The sequence below is a fragment of the Polaribacter sp. IC066 genome, assembly GCF_007997085.1.
Lineage (GTDB): Bacteria > Bacteroidota > Bacteroidia > Flavobacteriales > Flavobacteriaceae > Polaribacter.
Window position 1 is genome coordinate 1 of sequence record NZ_VORR01000066.1, and the last position, 20,249, is coordinate 20,249.

Sequence of the window (20,249 nt, forward strand, 5' to 3'; positions counted from 1 at the left end):
TAATAGTCCGTAATTCTGTTGAAAGCACATCATAAAATGCCTTAAACACATAGCGACTCATGATCAACACAAATGTGGTCACCAAATAATGTATTAAAATAATAGACCTTGGAATTGTAAAATCAGGAAACACCCCAAATATTTGATTGAACAGCACCAAAGTTCCTATTAAAAAACTAAAAATCGTAACTCCTAAAAACACATTAAAAGCATCTCTAGTACCCGTATGCCTGATGATGCCTTTATAGGAGCCAACACATAAAAAGGAAATGAGTGCAATTGATAAAACAATGGGTATTTGAATCATTAATGCTGAAAAATCAAAATTTAAGCTCACATTAAAACGGATAGAATAAGCCACTACAAACGAGAACCCCACTAAAAAAATATCAATCCCTAAAACCAACCACCTCGAGGCATATTTGTTCAACGCTTTTAAAAGTATCTTTTTTAACATGAAATTGATTTACAAAAAGTTATTGATGGCTTCTTTAATTCTATCTAAATCATAGGTTGTTAAATTAGACCCCGAAGGTAAACACAAGCCACTTTGAAACAAATCTTCAGAAACTGTAGCACCAAAATAGCTGCAGTCTTTAAAAACGGGTTGCAGATGCATCGGTTTCCATAAAGGTCTTGATTCAATATTGGCTTTTTCTAAACTCAAACGGAGCTCCTCTCTCGAGAAGCCTGTTATTTGTTCGTCAATCACAATAGCACTTAACCAATGATTAGAAAAGAAAGCACTAGTAGGTTCTTTAAAAACCGTAATTCCTGCAACATCTTTAAACAAGGCTTGATAAAATTGATTATTTTTTCTTCGATACCCAATATGTTTGTCTAAAACTTCCATTTGTCCTCTGCCAATACCCGCAACAATATTACTCATTCGGTAATTATAACCAATCTCTGAATGCTGATAATGTGCTGCGTTATCTCTAGCTTGAGTGGCTAAATAAATAGCTCTTTGTTTAGATGCTGCTGTTTTACACACTAAAGCCCCACCACTAGAAGTGGTAATGATCTTATTTCCGTTAAAAGAAAAAATCCCAAAAGCACCAAAAGCACCACACTTTTGTCCTTTATATGTTGAACCGATTGCCTCTGCAGCGTCTTCTATCAGCGTAATATCATAAGTAGCGGCGATGGCAGCAATCTCTTTCATTTTAGCGGGCATCCCATATAAATGAACTACAACAATTGCCTTTGGTTTTTTCCCTTTTGTAATACAGTCTTTAATAGCTGCTTCTAAATGCACAGGACACATGTTCCAAGTTTCCTTTTCGCTATCAATAAAAATTGGTGCTGCTTTCTGATACACAATAGGATTTGCGGATGCGGAAAACGTCATCGATTGACAAATGACTTTATCATCTTGTTGCACATCTGCTAAAATCAATGCCAAATGCAAGGCTGATGTGCCCGATGATAAGCAAGCAACATGAGAGTTTGAACCTACATACTTTTCCAAGTCTTCTTCGAAACCATTTACATTGGTACCTAATGGAGACACCCAATTGGTATCAAACGCTTCTTGCACATATTTTTGCTCTGTTCCTCCCATATGGGGAGAGGAAAGCCAAATTTTAGTATTCATTTTCTATTTCTTTATACTTTATTATTTTCCCTGGATTGCCCACTACAATGGCATAATCTGGTATATCATTTATGATTACCGAACCAGCACCAACAACAACCCACTTGCCAACTTTTATTCCTGGTATTACGATTGCGCCCGCTCCAATATGTGATCCCTCTCCTATTACAACATTTCCTGTTATGGTTGCATTGGGCGAGATGTGCACATAATCACCAATTTCACAATCATGTTCAATAATAGCCCCCGTATTAATAATTACATGTTTACCAATAATAACATCGGCGTTAATTATTGATCCTGCCATAAGCACTGTACCAAAAGCTATAGAAGCATTTGAAGAGATTATTACTGTCTGGTGAGCAAGCGTTGTAAACTTACATTTTATTTTTTTACTGATAACTTTACGAGTATAATTATCCCCAACACTAATTATAAATTTATTTATTTCAAACTTTGATATTTCTTGAGAACCTAAAACAGGAATTTTATCTATAAAATTACTTTTGGGGTTATCATCAATAAACATTTCCACAACAATATTTTTACTCAAAGCAATATCTTTAATTACTTTGCCATGACCACTTGCTCCAAATAAACAAATTTTATTCATTTCCTGTGAACTTTATAGTGGTTGCTTCGCCTTCCTTATTAATCCCTTCAGATTTAAAAATTTTCAAAAAAGTTTTAAAGAATATTTTAACATCTAAAAAAAAAGATATGTTTTCTACATACCAAACGTCGTATTCAAATTTTTTCTGCCAACTAATTGCATTTCTTCCGTTAATTTGTGCCCAACCTGTAATACCGGGTTTCACATTGTGCCTTTTTTTTTGCTTTGAGTTGTAAAGAGACAAATATTCTGGCAGTAATGGTCTTGGACCAATTAAACTCATATCTCCTTTTAAAACATTAAACAATTGTGGTATTTCGTCTAATGATGTTTTTCTTACAAAAACACCTAGTTTTGTTAAACGAGCTACATCTGAAAGCAATACACCATTTACATCTTTCTTGTCATTCATAGTTTTGAACTTGATAAGCTTAAATATTTGCTCATTTTTACCAGGTCGTTTTTGAAAGAAGAAAGGCTTACCCGAATTGGCATAGCTAAGTACTACTAACATAGTTAGGAAAATGGGACCCATTAATAACAGTGAAACAAACGCAATAACAAAATCTATTACTGATTTAAACTGATTTTTATACATCCAATTTAGTTTTATAAAACTCTAACCACTTTTCAGATATCGTTTCGGCTGAAAAATTTAATAACACATAATCTCTTCCGCCTTTACCTAGCTCCTTTCTTAATTCTTTATTTTTCACTAATTTTTCCATTTGAAAAAACAAAGAGTCTGCATCCGCAACTTTATGACGTAAACCCGTTTTGTTTTCAATAATTGTTTCCATTAAACCATAAGTATCACTGCATATTACAGGTTTTTCCAACAGAGATGCTTCAAGAATACTAGTTCCAAAACCCTCACGATAACTAGGTAGACAAAACACATCACAAGCTTGCAACATTTTTTCAGGCTCTTTAGTAACACCATAGAATATTACAGATTCAATATTTTTCACTCTTTTCTTTACAATTGCATTCATATTTTCTTCATCTCCTCCTACTAGTAACAGACAAATGTTTAAATTTTCAAGCTGTAGTCTATTAAAAGCCTCTGCCAACTCAACAATTCCTTTATCACGATTCATACGGCCTAAAAACATAAACACAACTTCACTTTCCTTAATACCTAATTCTAACCTAACTTCATTTTTAACTATTTCACTTGGCAAGAAACGCTTCGTATCTACCCCACTTATAGACCCTTTACCTAACACAAAAGAATTATCCTCCTTAATTATTTTATTTTTGATTAAAAATTGCCTTTGTGCTTCACCATCAACTAAAATATCAGTAGCATACCAAACAATGAAACAATCTAGCATCATTAGCATTTTCTTAAATAAACCTTTTTTAGTGTACCAAACCTGTCCTGTAAAAATATGGATTCTTATGTTTTTTTTTGCTAATTGCCCTGCAAATACACTTAACAAACCTGCTTTTGGAGTTACAGAGTGAACCACATCAAATTTCATTTGTTTAAAATATTTTTTCAATAAAAATAAAGCCTTTATATCTCTATTTAATTTAATATCTCTAACAATTGGGATATGTTTGAATTCTTTTATGGGAAGTTCTGAAAAATTCGAATTATCAAACCCATCAAAATTAGCTACTAAATAAATATCATATAACTTACCTAGTTCCCTAATGTGATTTTTTAAAAAAACCTGCACTGTAAAAGGTGCAGCAACCACAAAACAAATTTTCTTTTTATACATCTGTATCTTTATATTTATTTACTAACTCAAGAGTCTCATTATATAATGTCATGAAAAATAGAAATTTCTCTTTTTACATTTAATACATGAAAGTTTACTTCTTCTGATGCCGCAATAGCATGCAGTAATTCTCCATTACTAGAGACAAGCGAAATCTCGAAATCCTTTTTTAAAAAAGCTATTTGCCCTTTAAAGAAGTTTAGTGACAGCGGTATTGTTGTTATTAAAAATAATTTTATTTGATTCATATCTCTGTACCTGGAACTTTTATTCCGTTTAGAAACTTAATATTATTTGAATATACTTCCAAAGTACTTTGAGAAAGTTTACCATTACTTCTTTTTTCTTGCTGTTTGTGTATTTGACTAAAAAATGCCGTCATATTTACAAGAGCTCTTTTAATATGTAATTTGATGATACCTTTATCCGCATGTTTTATCATCACTCTTTAATTTTTATAAGTCTTAAATAGCTTTTGAAGCGTTAAACTGTTTTCTTCTCTGTAAATATAAAGAGGTAATGCTATCTATTTTATTTTATTTAAAATCCTGTTTTTTAAATAATTAATTATGGTTGGGTGATAATATAATTTACTTACTGAGCCTTCTTTTTGCGTTACATTCAAACTGTTTTTTTCAAGAACTTCCTTTAAACATTCAAGCCCTTTTATAGTCTGTAATATAGGGTATGTAATAAAATTGTCTGTCGATTTCACCTTAATGCTTTTTTGACATAATATACCACCTGTATCAATTCCTGGGTCTATTAAATGAACTGTAACTCCACAATTTTTTATATCATTATTATTTAGGGCCCAGTACCCTCCATGCACACCTCTATATTTTGGCGTTATACCTACATGAATATTTATTAAAGGATAATTAATTAAATTTATATTTTTTTTAGATATTATTCTTGTTCCGTTTACAACAATAATATCTGGTGATAATTGATTTATAAAATCGACTGAACTAGTATCGTTTACTGAACAAGAGATAAAAGGTAATTCTGCAGAGCCAACCTTTTCAATTTCAATTTCAGATAAAATTTCTTTTACTCTTTTTTTAGACTCAAGCTTTAATAAAGGTGTGATTAATTTGATGAACAAAAGTTGTGAAAAAGTTGTGATAAAACCTAAATTCTTAATTCTTCTACGAAGAATTTTCTTTTTATTAATAGGTATATCTTCTACAACTCCTATAAGTTGAGAATTTTTTTTTAAAAAGGAATATACAATTTGACTATTAATATCTCTACCACATAACAGAACTATCTTCATTTCTTTTTTATTAAATCATGTGCTTTAGACATTGTTACGCTACTATAATTATTGTTTTTATTTACCTCATTATATACCATAAATATTTTTTCCAAATTCTTGAAATTTTCTTCCAAATTTTTTCCAAAATTATGAGGGTGCCACCATAAATGATAAATGGAGTTTGTCTCAGCAGCTTTTTTTATTCCATTTGTAATTCTTCTTATCTTGTAATTCTCTAAAAAATGTAATTTTTTATTAAAAGGTCTTAAAAACCGACTAGATGGGATGTTAATAATTTCACCCTTATTTAAGTCTTTAGGTTTATATATATTTGACCCACTAATATTTACATAAGAATCTAGAAACCTTAAAAACCGAGTACTTAAAGCAGTCTCTCCCTGAGCCTTTGGCTTGTATAAAAAACTATTTTCAGTACCTCTATATGAGGTAATTCCATATTTTTTACATAAACTTAAATATGATTCATTTATTTGGTTTTTTGGAAAAACAATACTGTTTAACTTTACATTATTCTTATTTGCTACATTAGAAAAAGATTTTAAATCATCTTCAAAAGACCTAACATTTTGCCCTAGTTCTTTGCAATAAAAATGGCTAAAGGTGTGAGATGCAATTTCATGATTTGGGTACTCTTTAATTTGCTCTATTAACGATTTAGCGTAGTGAATTTTATCTTCCTCCTCTGAATCACCAACGTTTTCTATAATCCTATAAGGGTTAAATTTTTCATTAATATACTCCGGCTTAATTTGAGGGAGACTATTTAGTAATTCTTCTTTATTTTGATTAAATAACATTCCTACAGTAGCAAATGTGTAGTTTATATTGTATTCCTCACCTAAATCCAGTAACCTTTTAATTACTTGAGGTACATTTTTTAAATTCTCATTGTATTCTTTAACAGACATACTGTCAAAGACGCCCCAATTAAGTTCAAAATCTAAAGATATGATAAATAGTCCATTCATTATATATAATATTATAAATCGATTCCAGGTATTAATGTGTTTTTTATAATCTCTAAATCTTTCTTATAGATTCCTTTACTCTTATCGTTGATTACATTATTTCTTGAGCGTAAAAGTACATCTGTTTTATTAATCACAGCTAAAAAACGAACAATAACTGTCTTTAATATTGATTTATTAATGAGTTTAAATTTATTATAAGTTGCGTATTTTCTGAATAAAATTCGCTCACTTTTATATGCTCTAAGTAATTTTTCTGAAGTTACATTACCTTCTTCTCTATAATAATATAATGGCTCTGCCATCAGAAAAACTTTAAAATCATTTTTTGCTGCTGATCTCACCCACAGTTCATAATCTTGAGCTGTTTTCAAATTTACATTATAGGTGTTTCTTTCAAACCATTTTTTCCTTGCTAAAATAGCAGCGTGTAGCACCCCACTTCCTTTCTTATTTAATAAACCTGCCAAATCAATAGAAGTAGACAAGTGATGCCTTACCCCCATTATTTCTGTGTCATTAGATATAGAAAAATTACCACATGTTACTAAATCTAAGTCTTCATTTGCTTTAAATATTTCCATTTGTTTTTCTAACCTGAATGGACTCATTAAATCATCTGCGTCCATTCTAGCTATAAAATCATATTGAGCAAGTTTAGTAACTTCATTTAATCTTACTGCTAATCGTTTGTTTTTACCATCAGAGTATACGCTAACTCTAGCATCTTTTATAGAATTTGCAATCTTTAAAGAGTTGTCTGTAGAACCATCATCTATTAGTATTAATTCCCATTCTTTATAAGTTTGTGCAAAAACCGAACGAATAGCTTCAAGTAAGTAATCTTCTGCGTTATAAAATGGTATTGCTATGGTTATATACATTTTTTTATTATTCGTGATTTATGAAGAACTACGGCAGCATTACATGGTATATTTTTTGTGACAACTGCATTCATTCCAATTTTAGAATCTGAACCAACATTGAAACCTGACAAAACTTTACTTCCTGCGCCAAATAAAACATTATTACCTATAGAGCCACCACGGTGTAAAATCGTAAACTGATGATTTATAATAAGGTTTTTACCAAAAGTTAAATCAAGACCAATAATTATACCGTTCAGTTCATGAGGCAATATCGGAGGAGTTTCAAAGTAAACACCTGAATTAAAATTTGGGTCAAAACCACAATTATTTTTTTTTGCGACTGCCCTTTTGATATACCATAAGTAGTATCCTTTCAATAGAAAATTAAAACTATTATTTGGGGCCGCTACAATCTCTCTGCGCCTCCAATATTTTTCATGATTATATCCCCTAAATATATTCATAGCAAAAGTCGCAAAATTATTATGTTTTAAATTCATTCTGTATTTTAATTATAAAAGTAAAAGAAAATTCATTAAAAATGTAAAAGAAAAATAAGTTAACACTATTATACCTATTAATTGAAGCTGCGTTGCAAATAGTTTTGATTTAAGTAATGGATAGATAACTACGAGACTCATCATAAACCAAGACAGGTAAGCAAATCGGTTTGAAAAGTTTGCTCTAATCACTAAAATCCAAAATGCATTTGAAATTAAATACGTATTAAATAAAATAAAATACGTTTTATCATAATACTTTTTTTTAACTATGAAATACCATCCTGCAAAAATTGCAGTAGCACTGTATAACAAGAAGTCCCATCTAAAGCCGGTTGAAGAAAATCTACCTTCTACAACTTTGTCCGTTAAATAAGACACTCTATCGTCGTCAAAACCAAGTCCTGCAAAAAACACTTCAAAGAGACCTCCTGCAACTAATGACAGTAAAATACTAACAAACCAAATCGCTATCATAATTTTAGGTTTGTTTATAAAACTAGAAACTAAAAAAGCCACTGCTGGCAATATCATCGATTGATGAAAACTAACAGCCGTGATAATTAATAAAAGCTGATAAACCTTTTTATCTCTAGAAATTGCAAGCAAGAAAATAGAGCCTGCCATTCCATTTCTAATTCCATTAGTTCCGTAGTTCCAAAACGTAAACGCTGTTATTAATAATAAAAAAGCATAAACCCAATTTTTACTAAACCATTTTTTACACACCATGTAAAGCGGAACTACATACAAAACGGAGCAAATAAAAAAATAAAAGTTAGCCGTCATGATGCCTGAAGAAATCTTAGTAAATACATGAAACAATAAATCACCGGATCGATCGTATTGGCCTCCCGATGCATATCTTTCAAATATTTTATTATAAGTTGTCATATCTACAAATACCCCACTTATAGGTCTAAGTCCCATATATAATAAAGTGAATATAAAAATAAATAAACCTAAATTTCTTTGAAAAACGAATGCTCTACTTGTGTTTAGCTTATTATATTGCGTAAACAGAAACGTTCTTAATACTACTAAAAGCATTAAAATATAATAAATAGGAGTATAATATATAACAGGAATAAAATCAAACATACTTAGTACATTGTATTGTATAAATTGGTTAATAAAATGGTGCTTGACTGTATATCAAACCCTTGTTCTGCTATTTTTTCTAACCTTTCATTTTTTGTAATTTTTTCTTTAGACTTTAATCTTAGTAATCTCTCCACCCAAGTTGCAGTATCAGAAGATAACGGTTCAAATTCAATTAAACCAACACCCAAATCAACCTCAGGTGAAATAGTAGTGGCTATTAATGCAGGCAAGCCTACTGCTTGTGATTCTACCAAAACTACAGGAAAACCTTCGTGTAAGGACGGCATTAATAACAAATCGGCTCCCGACATTAGTTCAGAAATATCTGTTCTTAACCCTAAAAGTAAAACATCGTTCATTAAATCTTGTTCATTTATTTGACTTTCGATATTTTTATATAACTCGCCTTGTCCAACGAAAAACATTTTAAAAGGAATTCCTTTTTCTTTTAATGTATTTGCAAGCGTTATAGAGAATTCATGATTTTTAACCGGTTGTAATCGTCCAACCTGAATAATTTTAAGAACCTTATTGTCTATATTAAACTCTGTATTAATATATTCCTTTTGAGTTTCTCCCATTTCTGCAAATGAATAGGTATCAATAGAGTTTGGTAAAAATAATACTTCATCTTGCTTCTTAAACAAAAAAACAGCCGCTTCTTTACCGCATGCTATTCGTTGTGTCGCATATTTATGAATTAACTTTAATGATACATATTTGTAAAGCTTTCCTACAAAACTAACATTTGAGATATCGTTTGTGCTGTGCGCATGGGCTATACGAGTTTTTACATGTGCAAGTTTAGCAGCCCACAAGTTAAACCCACTACTTAGCAAAGTATGACTATGTATGCTTTTATACTCAGGATGTTTTTTTAGCAATTTCTTTAAGGCAAACATTCTTTTTATAGGATTACGCACCAAAATACGATGTATACTTCCCCCTAATTGATAGATTTCATCCTCATAATCTACTTTTTCAGCAGTAAAACAGACAAAATCGAACTGAATTTTAGAACGATCTATCGTTCTATATAAGTTCATGAGCATTGTTTCAGCTCCGGCTCTATTCATAGAACCTGTTATGTGCAAAATTCTATTTATCATAATTCCTTTATTAAAGCATCAAACCTTTCATTAATATTAAAGTAAGGAGACACCTTTCTATTTCCCTCTAAATCTTCTTTAAATTTTTGCTTTGAAAATTTAGCTTGTAATTTAATATTAATATTGCCTTTTATCCATTTATAAGTCCCTTTTACCTTATGGTTATTATTTAAAAAAACAATACAAGGTGTGTTCGTTATATAACAGAATATCATACCATGTAAACGGTCTGTAATGACTAATTCTGCACTTCTGTAGCTTTCCCAAATACTATTCAATTCATTTACCCTTTCAAAGATAGATAGATTATTTTTGTTTATATGTGTATCTAAATAAGATATATTCTTAAAATTAGCTTTCACAGATTCTAGGATAAATTGATATTGCTCTTCTGTAAGGTTTTTTTCTTTATCCTGTCTTAATGTGAAAATGACACCTTTTCTATTTCTCTCTGGTGTCGTTTTATCCAAGGTTAAGACAATATCGGGAGTTAATAGTACTTTTGCTTGTGTAAAGTGCTTTCGCATTAATTCATAAGATATTTTTTCTCTCGCTATAAATACAAGTTGCTTGTGTTTATTGTACACACGTTTTGCTCTGGATAGCGCTATTGCACCTTCATTTGTTTCCGAGAAATCAAAGGTTTGCGGGAATGATATGATTTTATTGTTAGGAAAAAACTTTACCACTAACTGTCTAATGTATTCAATCTGGTCGTATAAATCGCCCAAGTTACCACCACCAACGGTCGTTACAATATCTCCTTCTTGAATATTTCGTTTTACAAACCAAAGCCCTTCTAAACTTTTGCTGATTGGTATTTCTACGACTTGAAAGTTAGCGTTTTTTTCCAAAAACTTTGTTTGAGCATAAGTAATGGCTACATCTCCTAAATTCCCGTAATCTGCAGCTAAAAATATAAAAGCATACTTTTTATTTTTATCTAAAGAGACATTTTTAAAATACTTAAAAGCTTTAAATTTTTGAATGAATAAAAGAATTGAATATTTAGTTCTGAAATTTATAAATTTTGATAACATTATAACGTTGCTTGTTTAAATATTTTACAAACCTTGTCTACCATTAATACTCTATAAGCCAAGGTTAGACTGCTTATATTTCTTGTTGCATTTGCCTTTAACACACTTTTAATTTTAGTTGGAATATTCTCTTTTACAAATTCCGTTAATTGACTTTTAAGTGATTCCTTTAAATTTAGATTCCTATGAATACTATCAGGTAATTGTTGAAAAATACTTTTAATCATTTCCTTAGAAAAAAGAGTATTTTCCATATTTGTTAAATATTCTTTGAAATACTTAATATTTACTTCAGTTCCAAGTAATTCTTCCATACTCAAAATCGATGAAGAAGCATTAAAAGCAACTTTAGATTGATCTAGTTGTTTAGATAATTTAACGAGGTGGGCTTTATCACCTTTTTTATTTGATTTCTGTTGGCTGTATAAAAGAAAATGAGAATAAGACATCATCGGTGCAATAGTAACCACATAAGGATTGATTAAATCATCAAAAGAGGAAATTACTATTGGAACCCGAAAATCTATATAGAGTCGATCCCGCCATTCGATTAATGTTTCTTTTTCTTTTTTAGAAATTGGAAGCGTATCTTTTTCTTGAATTTCTACTAAATCGTCTAATACATATTCTTTGTAATTCCCATAATCAGTCCATTTTGGAATACCAATATGGGCTCTAGACATTTTCTCATTTAAATCTAAACCTTCTGTAAATGGAATATCACCTCTAATAATAAATTTATACTTTTCATTGAAGAGTTGTTCAAAAATACTAAACTGGTCGGTATACGCATTAAAATGATCTATTCTACAATCTCCATTTCTAATATAAGCATCAAAAAAACCATCTAAATTCTCAATTTTAGAGGGAAGATAATAGTCTTTTAAAGGTTTACTATAAAATTGTGTGATTTCTTTTGCAGCTTTCTTATCATCAAATATAGCCTGCCCTTTTTTGACGCCCCAATTGGCGAGTGCTAAGTTTTTATATTCTTCTAATTGATTGGCAATATAAAATAACAATCTACTATCATTACCTCCAGACAATGGCAAAATCGTTTTTTTAACAACATTATCCTTTATCAAATTTAGAAAAACTTGTTTTGTGAAATCTATATATTTCTGCAAAAAATCTTTTTCACTTGAAAAACGCACATCTTCAATAGCGTATTCCTTCTTTGTTTTTGTCAATTGCCAATCATTTAAAGAAAATAGGTATTGATAGCTATGAATGACTTTATTTACTTCTGTATCCCATGCATTTTGATAGCCGGTAGAGCCAGAAGATAAAAACCACGTAACTGTTTGCCGATTAATTTTAAAAGATTTTTTAAGGGCTGTTATCAGCAGTTGAGAATTGCTTACAATAAACTTTTCATCATCCTGAAAAACCCATAATGACTTAGATTCAAATCTATCTACATTGAAAGAGATGTGCTGTTTGTCCCATTTAATTTTCAAATAGGACCCATCTTCTAAGGCCTCACTTTTATTTTCAATACCTCTTACATAACCAGAAATAATTTCACTTGTTTTTGAATTAATTTCATATTCCGGATTCAAAACACCAATAAAAGTGTTAATACTGGATATTGGTTGAATGATTTTTAATTCGTTTTTTATATTTTGAGGTTCAATACAAGAAAAAGCTTTTTTAAGGTTTTCTTCAACATTTGGTTGACTATTTTTATACGCTATTACTAGGATTTTACTCATCTTTTTTTTCTTAAAAAATTAATTAATCTCAAATTTTTAGAACGAATAATTAACAAAAGAACTTTATCTTTTAATGAAATAGGTGCATAATTCTTAAATATTTCCTCACACCTTGGATGTAAACACATCTCTTTAAGAGTCGCTAATTTCTGTTTTGGTTTTATATTACTTTCATTCAGATTAAGAATACAATATTTTAAACCCAAAAATAAAGAATCAGCCAAAATTTTATTTTTATTTTCAATATTCCATAAGGTTAAGAACTGTTCCAAAACTATACTTTTTTGAACCTTTAATTTAAATGAGTTTTCATGAAAACGTTTCATCAATGTTACTTCATTTCGATTGATATAATGATAATAACATTTGGGATTGAAATGAATTTCATTAGCAATTTTATAAATTTGAATGTTAAAAAGTATATCTTCAACCAAAGAAATTCCTTTTTCAAAACGAAACTGATAGCTATCTAAAAAAGATTTACGATATATTTTATTCCACGCATACCCCAAAAGACCTATGTGATATATGTCCATGGTTAAATTAAGATCACCTCTAAGATAAGACCTAACTTTAGGACTAAAACTACTAGAAGAGATTACATGTCCGCTTTCATTTTCATCATCTTGTATATAACCGAAAACAAGAAATTCTAATTTTTCATTTTCTAAAATTGTAACATTTTCTTTAAGCAAATCGGGTTCAATCCAATCATCGCTATCCATAAAATAGACAAATTCTCCTTTCGCTCTTTCTAAACCATAATTTCGAGCATCAGACAAACCTCCATTTTCCTTTTCATAAATAACAATTCTTTGATCAGAAAAAGATGCTGCAACCTCCTTACTATTATCTGGAGAACCATCAATAATTACCAATAATTCAAAGTTTGTAAATGTTTGATTTAGCACACTCTGAATACTTTTAACTAAATATTTCTCAACATTGTAACAAGGCAGTATAACTGAAATTTTTGGTGATTTTATTTCCATCTAAGGTTATTTTATTTTTTTCTTTAATAGACTGTATATTTTAATTTTCTCTTCTTTTGAGAGTCCAAAAACACCTATATAACTTCCAATAACTAAAACGCTAATTCCTGTAAACACTGCAACATCTGTAAAATTAAATGCTTCTAATACCACTAATTTTTTAATATAAAATAACGATAAAATACTGACGGTGCTAACAAAAATCACTTGTAAATAAACGTCTTTTATGACCTTAATCAAAGAAAATTTAATGTGCTTTTGAATCATTAGCAATCTAAATAAAAACAATATAAAATTTAAAATAATTTTACCAACTATTACATAAATAGGTGAAAATCCTTGTTTTAGAAGCAGATAAGCAATAGGTAAGTTTAAAAACAAAATAAGGGCTACTCCTATTTGATATTTCTTGATTTCTCCCGTCGCATACATAGAAACCCAAAATGGGCCCGCCAGAGCATCTATTAAAGAGAAAATCAAGATTAATTGAGTAAATGGAATCGCATATTCAGGTACAATTTTCAACCATAATTGAAGAATATATGTAGTATTAAATAAAATTGGCAACACAAGTATAAATAATAAATAATATGAAAATTTAGAAGCTTGAAAAACTAATTTTTGATGCGCTTTTAAATCTCCTGAAGCGAAAGTTTTAATAATTTGCGGATTAAATGCCAATTGAAAATTAGACACAAAACTAAATACAGCCAAATTAACTTGCGTAGCTATAGCCATAGCTGCATTAATTGTAACCCCTAAAAACACGTTAAGAATCATGAAAACACCTTGGCTTGAACCCATCAATGCTAAATTACCAAACATACTCCAACTAGAAAAACCAACCAGCTCCTTAAAAAGCTTTCTATCTTTTACATAACGATAGTGACAAGCAGGAAAAAGCTGCCGACAAAAATATCGATAGGCTAAAAATAAAAGTATCGATACTGCAAAAACTAAAATAGCATATAATATTAATTTATCAAAAGCAAAAAGAAGTAGTAAATATACAATAAGTGCTTTTAGGACTACCTCAACAATACTTATTCCTGCATAAAAAGACATTTTTTCATATGCAATCACGCTAGCATTATAGGGCGCTTTCAAAACACTAAAGCAAAACGTTAATAAAGAAAATTGGTATACAATATTGGCTGCTTGCATTCTTTCTATTGGTATGTTCAATTTAAAGTTTAAAAACCACAAACCAATAGTTTCGGATAAAAAAACAATAATTAACATAATAAGAAGGTGAACGTTCATACTGACACAAAACACTTTATGAACAGCCCCATTCGAATTTTTAGCCATTTCATAATTCAAAAATCTTTGGGTGGTTCCCAACATGGCATTGTTTATAAATGAAAACATCACAACTATTGCAGCTACAAGGTTATAAGTCCCAAAATCTTCAATACCTAAAGTATTTAAAACTATCCTAGACGTAAACAACGAAACCCCCATTGTAAGAAACATTCTTATGTACAAAAACAGGGTGTTTCGAGCTATTTTCTTATTTTCAGACAATATAATATTTTATTAATCATGGATTTACATTTAAAAACAACAAGTTTACCTCGTGAAAATATAATTTGTATTCGGTAGACAATTTAATAACACTCTCTTAATATTGCTTTTCATGTATAAGCTTTATAAATACTTCACCTTCTCTAACACTATCTGTAAACATCTAATTTAAGTCCTTTTTCATAAATAATTAATAGGGTGTCATACTGTAAAATCTTCACCCCCTCTAATTAATATTTTTCTTTAAAGTTTACCGTCTACATCTTCATGCAGCACCCCTTTTACATCATAAGTAACCGACAGTTGATTCTTTAAGGAATCAAAATCTAATTCTTTGAATTCATTATGTGCAACCGTTAAAATAATCGCATCAAATTTCTTAGTAGGTACTTCTTTTGTAGACCGCAATCCGTATTCATGCATTACTTCCTCTTCATTTGCCCAAGGATCATAAATTGTAACATTAGTATTGTACTCTTTTAAAGCAGCTACAACATCTACCACTTTTGTATTCCGAACATCTGGGCAGTTCTCTTTAAAGGTAATTCCTAAAATTAAAATATTTGAATTCTTAATGCGAATGTCTTTAGCAATCATAAGTTTGATAACTTCTGTCGCTACATACTGTCCCATGCTGTCATTTAATCTTCTTCCTGCTAAAATTATTTCTGGATGATACCCATATTCCTGTGCTTTTTGCGCTAAATAATACGGATCTACACCAATACAATGACCTCCCACTAAACCCGGTTTAAAGGGTAAAAAGTTCCATTTACTTCCAGCAGCTGCCAACACATCGTGCGTATTAATATCCATTAAATTGAATATTTTAGCCAATTCATTTACAAAGGCAATATTGATATCTCGCTGTGAATTTTCAATTACTTTCGCAGCTTCAGCTACCTTAATGGTTGGCGCTAAATGTGTACCTGCTATGATCACAGATCTATATAATTCATCCACCTTTTTACCGATTTCTGGTGTTGAACCAGAAGTTACTTTTAATATTTTTTCTATTGTATGCTCTTTGTCTCCTGGATTGATTCTTTCTGGTGAGTAGCCTGCAAAAAAGTCTTGGTTAAACACCAAGCCAGAAACTCTCTCTAACACAGGGATGCATTCTTCTTCAGTTGCCCCAGGGTATACTGTAGATTCGTAAATAACAATATCATCTTTTTTTAATACCGAACCCACTGTTTCACTTGCTTTAATTAATGGCGTTAAAACGGGTCTATTATTTTTATCAACAGGCGTGGGTACAGTTATAATGTAGTAATTACAGTCTTTTAAATCATCGATAGCAGTAGTACATAAAAGTCCTTTTTCATTGGAGCTTTTATCCACAAGAACTGCTTGTAAAACAGCATCTGAAACCTCTAACGTAACATCAGTTCCTGATATTAATTCCGCTACTCTTTTTGTATTGATATCAAAACCTACCACAGGAAATTTAGTGGCAAATAATCTTGCTAATGGCAAGCCTACGTAGCCTAGACCTATGATTGCGATTCGGGGGGTGGGGGTTGGTGTTTTGGGGTTGGTGGTTGGTGTTTTGGGGTTGGTGATTGGTGGTGTGGGAGTGGTGATTGGTGGTGTGTGCATGGTGGTTTTATTGTGGTTTGTGGTTAATGGGTGGTGGGTGGTGGTTTATAGTTAGTGACTGGTGGTTTGTGGGTGATTATAATTTATTTTTTAAGCTTTTAACCAATCCGTATAATTGTTTTCTGATTATTAATGACTTTTCATTAAAATCTTTTTGTGTTTCAATAAAATTTAATCTTACGGCTATTTCCATTTGTGTATCTAATTCTCCTGGAGAACCAAGCGATATATATAAAAACTGAATGTATTCTTTCGTACTTTTCCGCATAAATCCTTCTGCGATATTAGACGGAATAGAAACCGCACATCTTCGGATTTGAGATATTAAACCATACTTTTCTTCTTCGGGAAAGTTTGCAGTAATTTTATAAACATCTTCAACCAAATTCATCGAATTTTGCCAAACATTTAAATCGCTATAACTTAAGATCATCTTTTTCTTTTTTTCTTACCACAGCCAATCTCTATTCACAAACCCCGCATCACCAAACACACTAGCCCCTTAAAGGTTAGCCCAATACCAACTTACGGCTTCTTTCAATCCTTTTTGTAAAGAAAACTGCGGATCATACTTCAAAAGTTTTTTTGCTTTGTCTACACTTGCATGAGAATGAGGAATATCACCCAATCTATTTGCACCATGTATTACTTCAACATCTTTAATTTTCGAATTGTGCTCCCCTAAAAATTCTTTTAAATAACCAAGTAGATCATTTAAAGTATTTCTATCGCCGTAAGCTACATTATACACGGTATTTACAGCTTCTTTGCCAGCGACTAAACTTAATAAATTAGCTTGAATAACATTGTCTATATAGGTAAAATCTCTTGAGTAATTTCCATCTCCGTTCACTATTGGAGATTCTAAATTCATCAATTGACTTACAAATTTAGGAATAACGGCTGCGTAGGCTCCGTTTGGATCTTGCTTTCTTCCGAATACATTGAAGTAACGCAAACCAATTGTTTCTAATCCGTAGGTTTTAGAAAAAACATCTGCATACAACTCGTTTACATATTTTGTGACTGCGTAAGGAGACAAGGGTTTCCCTATTGTATCTTCAACTTTAGGTAAGCTTTCAGAATCTCCATAAGTAGAGGAACTTGCAGCATATACAAAACGCTTTACCTTATTATCTCTAGAGGCAACTAGCATATTTAAAAAACCGCCCACATTTACATCATTAGAAGTAATCGGGTCTTTAATAGACCTAGGTACAGAACCCAAAGCCGCTTGATGCAAAACGTAATCTACGCCTTTTGTAGCTGACAAACAGTCTTCAAGATTTCTAATATCACCCTCAAACAAGGTAAAGTTTGGAATTTCTTGCATTGCAACAAGGTTTTCTCTTCTACCTGTTGCAAAATTATCAAAACAAACTACCGTATTGTTTCTTTTTAATAATTCTTCACACAGATTAGAGCCTATAAAACCTGCCCCGCCTGTCACTAAAATTTTTTTGTTTGATATCTGAATTTCCATGAACACAATTTATTTTGGCAAATTTAAAAAAAGGATTCTTAAGTTGCCAAACTTATTATCCGTAATTACATATTTAATACAGTAAGCGTATCTTTTTTTATTGATTAAAACTTTTAATTTATTATTACAAGTTGTTGGCCAGCGTCTTTGATACACTTAAACGGTTTGTTGCATTTTATATTTGCAAGGCTTAAAAGATTCTAAAATTTATTTTAAAACTGAAATCACCTCTCCTGTTAAATCATACAAATTTTGATTTGACTTTAGTAAGCTTAAATCATAATTTGGCGTGCTCTTTAAAAAACTTAACACCTGATTTAGCATCTCTCTATACTTCGCGGTTAGACAAACTTCAGTTTCGAATCTGTGATTAGCTAGAAATTAGTTCACTAAAGGAGATCTTTTAATAGTTTCTGGTCTTGTATATAAAATAATCAAATTTCTTTTGATAAATTATTTTGCAGTGTTCTAATACTCAAAACCTTTGTATTTTAAACTATACCCAATAAATTCATTGCTTTTATCCTAAATTATTGAAATTTTTAACGCTGTAAAACTTGAAATTCATATGATTTACGTATATCTAGAAACTTTAAACACTTACGCTTTTCAGTCTTTTATAATGAATTCAATTTATAGCCTACTCATTAATGATTCTTTTATCCTCCCTGTATAATAGTGAGAAAAAAATCGTTAATGAAACAATAACTGACGTATTATTTAACCCTAAACATATTTTCATAAAACCTAGGTAGCTTTATTTGCCTATCTCTTTAATATGCTCAAAAGGAAGCGTCACTTCTGTAAAACTATTTAAAACATCTACCTGAACAACCACCTTATGCATTCCGCTTGTTTCTATATAAGAACCTTTTAAACCAATAAACGGACCTGCAATAACCTCTACATTTGTCAAGTTAGCGAGCTTAAACGCATCTACTTTTTTAGTGCCCTCGCTATTTTTCGTTAAAATTTTTAAATTATTTATTTCAACTTCTTGAACAATAGCTGGCTTGCCTAAATGCTTTAAAACTGCTACGACTCCTTGAACTTTAACAACAGCCAATAAATCTTTTGCTGTTCCTTGCATAAAAACATAGGATGAGATTAAAGGGACTACAACTTTCTTTTTTCGATCGCTCCATTGCTTTACTGTGGTTATAAGCGGTAAGAAGCTTTCGTAGCCTTGTTTCTGCAGCCTTTCATGCACTTGTTTTTCTGCTCTGGAGTTTGTATGTAAAGCGTACCAATTTAACTTCAATTTAATTATGTTTTTAACATAGGATCTCAAAAGCTAATGACGTATTCCACGGCTTCGCCCTCTTGAGTCCCGTTTTAAGGAGCGTCTAGTATTTGATTAACAAAATAGGTATTACAAAATAGGTATTACAAAATAGGTATTACAAAAATATACCTGTAAAAGCGTTTTAATTAGAGCTTTCTAAACCTTAATTTCCCCAACAAATATAGAATTTATTCCAAGCTAAAAAAGGAGTAACGCTTCTATTTTTCAAAAGTTAATAATTTCTTAAATTCTACAAGATATTTCACTATCGAATCCAGAACGCAAGCTCTTTGGATTCTTGCCGTTTCATATCTTTTGAATTCTTACTAAAATTATCGTATGTCGGGTTTAGATGCTGACTTTATAAATCGTTAATCGTTTTTCGTTTATCGTTTACCGTCTATCGTTTTTCGAACATCGAATAGTGGCTCTACGCAGTAAGCTATAAGCTATAGGCTTTGAGCTAAAATAGAACAACGAACATCGAAACACGAACAACGTTTTTCGTTTATCGTTTACCGTCTATCGTTTACGGTTTTTCGACCATCGACTAACTATCTCGAAACCAACCACCAACCACGAACCACGAACATCGAAACACGAACCACTATTAACCTCCGAGTAATTATACTTTAAAATTGTCTTACAATTTTATTCTTTTTTCTTTTCCATTGACCTTTCGACTTCGCTCAAGATAAATTCCAAGAAACAAAAATCTAGACTTATTTTATTTTTCTTAAATTCTACAAGATATTTCACTATCGAATCCAGACCGCAAGCTCTTTGGATTCTTGCCGTTTCATATCTTTTGAATTTACACAAAAAACAAA

The 20,249-nt window shown here is 30.8% G+C and carries 20 protein-coding genes and 1 pseudogene; all 21 read right to left on the reverse strand.

The annotated features are described in order from the left end of the window. Nucleotides 1-457: pseudogene (locus ES044_RS16390) on the reverse strand (polysaccharide biosynthesis protein); the annotation flags it as partial. Nucleotides 458-466: 9 nt separating this feature from the next. After that, nucleotides 467-1,597 carry a DegT/DnrJ/EryC1/StrS family aminotransferase gene (locus ES044_RS16395; RefSeq protein ID WP_147187397.1) on the reverse strand — a complete coding sequence of 377 codons (1,131 nt, stop codon included), beginning with the start codon at nucleotides 1,595-1,597 and terminating at the stop codon, nucleotides 467-469. Next, nucleotides 1,587-2,210 carry an acetyltransferase gene (locus ES044_RS16400; RefSeq protein ID WP_147187398.1) on the reverse strand — a complete coding sequence of 208 codons (624 nt, stop codon included), beginning with the start codon at nucleotides 2,208-2,210 and terminating at the stop codon, nucleotides 1,587-1,589. The genes ES044_RS16395 and ES044_RS16400 overlap by 11 nt, the downstream gene beginning before the upstream one ends. Beyond that, on the reverse strand, nucleotides 2,203-2,808 hold the full coding sequence (locus ES044_RS16405; RefSeq protein WP_147187399.1) for a sugar transferase: 606 nt from the start codon (nucleotides 2,806-2,808) through the stop codon (nucleotides 2,203-2,205). Before ES044_RS16405 ends, ES044_RS16400 begins: the two co-directional genes overlap by 8 nt. Beyond that, a complete protein-coding gene (locus ES044_RS16410; protein ID WP_147187400.1) occupies nucleotides 2,801-3,943 on the reverse strand; it encodes a glycosyltransferase family 4 protein in 1,143 nt (380 codons plus the stop codon). The genes ES044_RS16405 and ES044_RS16410 overlap by 8 nt, the downstream gene beginning before the upstream one ends. 38 nt (nucleotides 3,944-3,981) lie before the next feature. Next, the gene (locus ES044_RS16415; protein WP_147187401.1) at nucleotides 3,982-4,191 is read right to left on the reverse strand and encodes a glycosyltransferase family 4 protein; all 210 of its coding nucleotides are present in this window, start codon (nucleotides 4,189-4,191) and stop codon (nucleotides 3,982-3,984) included. Further along, nucleotides 4,188-4,385 carry a hypothetical protein gene (locus ES044_RS16420; protein WP_147187402.1) on the reverse strand — a complete coding sequence of 66 codons (198 nt, stop codon included), beginning with the start codon at nucleotides 4,383-4,385 and terminating at the stop codon, nucleotides 4,188-4,190. Before ES044_RS16420 ends, ES044_RS16415 begins: the two co-directional genes overlap by 4 nt. Nucleotides 4,386-4,469: 84 nt before the next feature. After that, nucleotides 4,470-5,222 carry a formyl transferase gene (locus ES044_RS16425; protein WP_147187403.1) on the reverse strand — a complete coding sequence of 251 codons (753 nt, stop codon included), beginning with the start codon at nucleotides 5,220-5,222 and terminating at the stop codon, nucleotides 4,470-4,472. Further along, nucleotides 5,219-6,193 carry a polysaccharide deacetylase family protein gene (locus ES044_RS16430; protein ID WP_147187404.1) on the reverse strand — a complete coding sequence of 325 codons (975 nt, stop codon included), beginning with the start codon at nucleotides 6,191-6,193 and terminating at the stop codon, nucleotides 5,219-5,221. Before ES044_RS16430 ends, ES044_RS16425 begins: the two co-directional genes overlap by 4 nt. Nucleotides 6,194-6,204: 11 nt before the next feature. Continuing rightward, on the reverse strand, nucleotides 6,205-7,077 hold the full coding sequence (locus tag ES044_RS16435) for a glycosyltransferase family 2 protein (RefSeq protein WP_147187405.1): 873 nt from the start codon (nucleotides 7,075-7,077) through the stop codon (nucleotides 6,205-6,207). Beyond that, entirely contained in the window at nucleotides 7,068-7,562 is a 495-nt protein-coding gene (locus ES044_RS16440) for a DapH/DapD/GlmU-related protein (RefSeq protein WP_147187406.1), read from the reverse strand. Before ES044_RS16440 ends, ES044_RS16435 begins: the two co-directional genes overlap by 10 nt. A gap of 12 nt (nucleotides 7,563-7,574) precedes the next feature. After that, the gene (locus tag ES044_RS16445) at nucleotides 7,575-8,663 is read right to left on the reverse strand and encodes an EpsG family protein (protein WP_147187407.1); all 1,089 of its coding nucleotides are present in this window, start codon (nucleotides 8,661-8,663) and stop codon (nucleotides 7,575-7,577) included. 2 nt (nucleotides 8,664-8,665) lie between these two features. Beyond that, nucleotides 8,666-9,775, reverse strand: coding sequence for a glycosyltransferase (locus ES044_RS16450; protein WP_147187408.1), 1,110 nt, complete (start codon nucleotides 9,773-9,775; stop codon nucleotides 8,666-8,668). Then, nucleotides 9,772-10,815, reverse strand: a complete 1,044-nt coding sequence (locus tag ES044_RS16455) for a polysaccharide pyruvyl transferase family protein (protein ID WP_147187409.1) — start codon at nucleotides 10,813-10,815, stop codon at nucleotides 9,772-9,774. The genes ES044_RS16450 and ES044_RS16455 overlap by 4 nt, the downstream gene beginning before the upstream one ends. Further along, nucleotides 10,815-12,530, reverse strand: coding sequence for a hypothetical protein (locus tag ES044_RS16460; protein ID WP_147187410.1), 1,716 nt, complete (start codon nucleotides 12,528-12,530; stop codon nucleotides 10,815-10,817). The genes ES044_RS16455 and ES044_RS16460 overlap by 1 nt, the downstream gene beginning before the upstream one ends. Next, on the reverse strand, nucleotides 12,527-13,522 hold the full coding sequence (locus tag ES044_RS16465; protein WP_147187411.1) for a glycosyltransferase family 2 protein: 996 nt from the start codon (nucleotides 13,520-13,522) through the stop codon (nucleotides 12,527-12,529). The genes ES044_RS16460 and ES044_RS16465 overlap by 4 nt, the downstream gene beginning before the upstream one ends. Nucleotides 13,523-13,528: 6 nt before the next feature. Beyond that, nucleotides 13,529-14,998, reverse strand: a complete 1,470-nt coding sequence (locus ES044_RS16470; RefSeq protein WP_190311508.1) for a lipopolysaccharide biosynthesis protein — start codon at nucleotides 14,996-14,998, stop codon at nucleotides 13,529-13,531. Nucleotides 14,999-15,292: 294 nt separating this feature from the next. After that, a complete protein-coding gene (locus ES044_RS16475; protein ID WP_147187413.1) occupies nucleotides 15,293-16,651 on the reverse strand; it encodes a nucleotide sugar dehydrogenase in 1,359 nt (452 codons plus the stop codon). A gap of 76 nt (nucleotides 16,652-16,727) precedes the next feature. Further along, nucleotides 16,728-17,084 carry a four helix bundle protein gene (locus ES044_RS16480; RefSeq protein WP_147187414.1) on the reverse strand — a complete coding sequence of 119 codons (357 nt, stop codon included), beginning with the start codon at nucleotides 17,082-17,084 and terminating at the stop codon, nucleotides 16,728-16,730. 69 nt (nucleotides 17,085-17,153) lie between these two features. Beyond that, the gene (locus ES044_RS16485) at nucleotides 17,154-18,134 is read right to left on the reverse strand and encodes an SDR family oxidoreductase (RefSeq protein WP_147187415.1); all 981 of its coding nucleotides are present in this window, start codon (nucleotides 18,132-18,134) and stop codon (nucleotides 17,154-17,156) included. A 757-nt stretch (nucleotides 18,135-18,891) separates the two neighbouring features. Then, nucleotides 18,892-19,395, reverse strand: coding sequence for a UpxY family transcription antiterminator (locus tag ES044_RS16490; protein ID WP_223813566.1), 504 nt, complete (start codon nucleotides 19,393-19,395; stop codon nucleotides 18,892-18,894). Nucleotides 19,396-20,249: the final 854 nt, after the last annotated feature.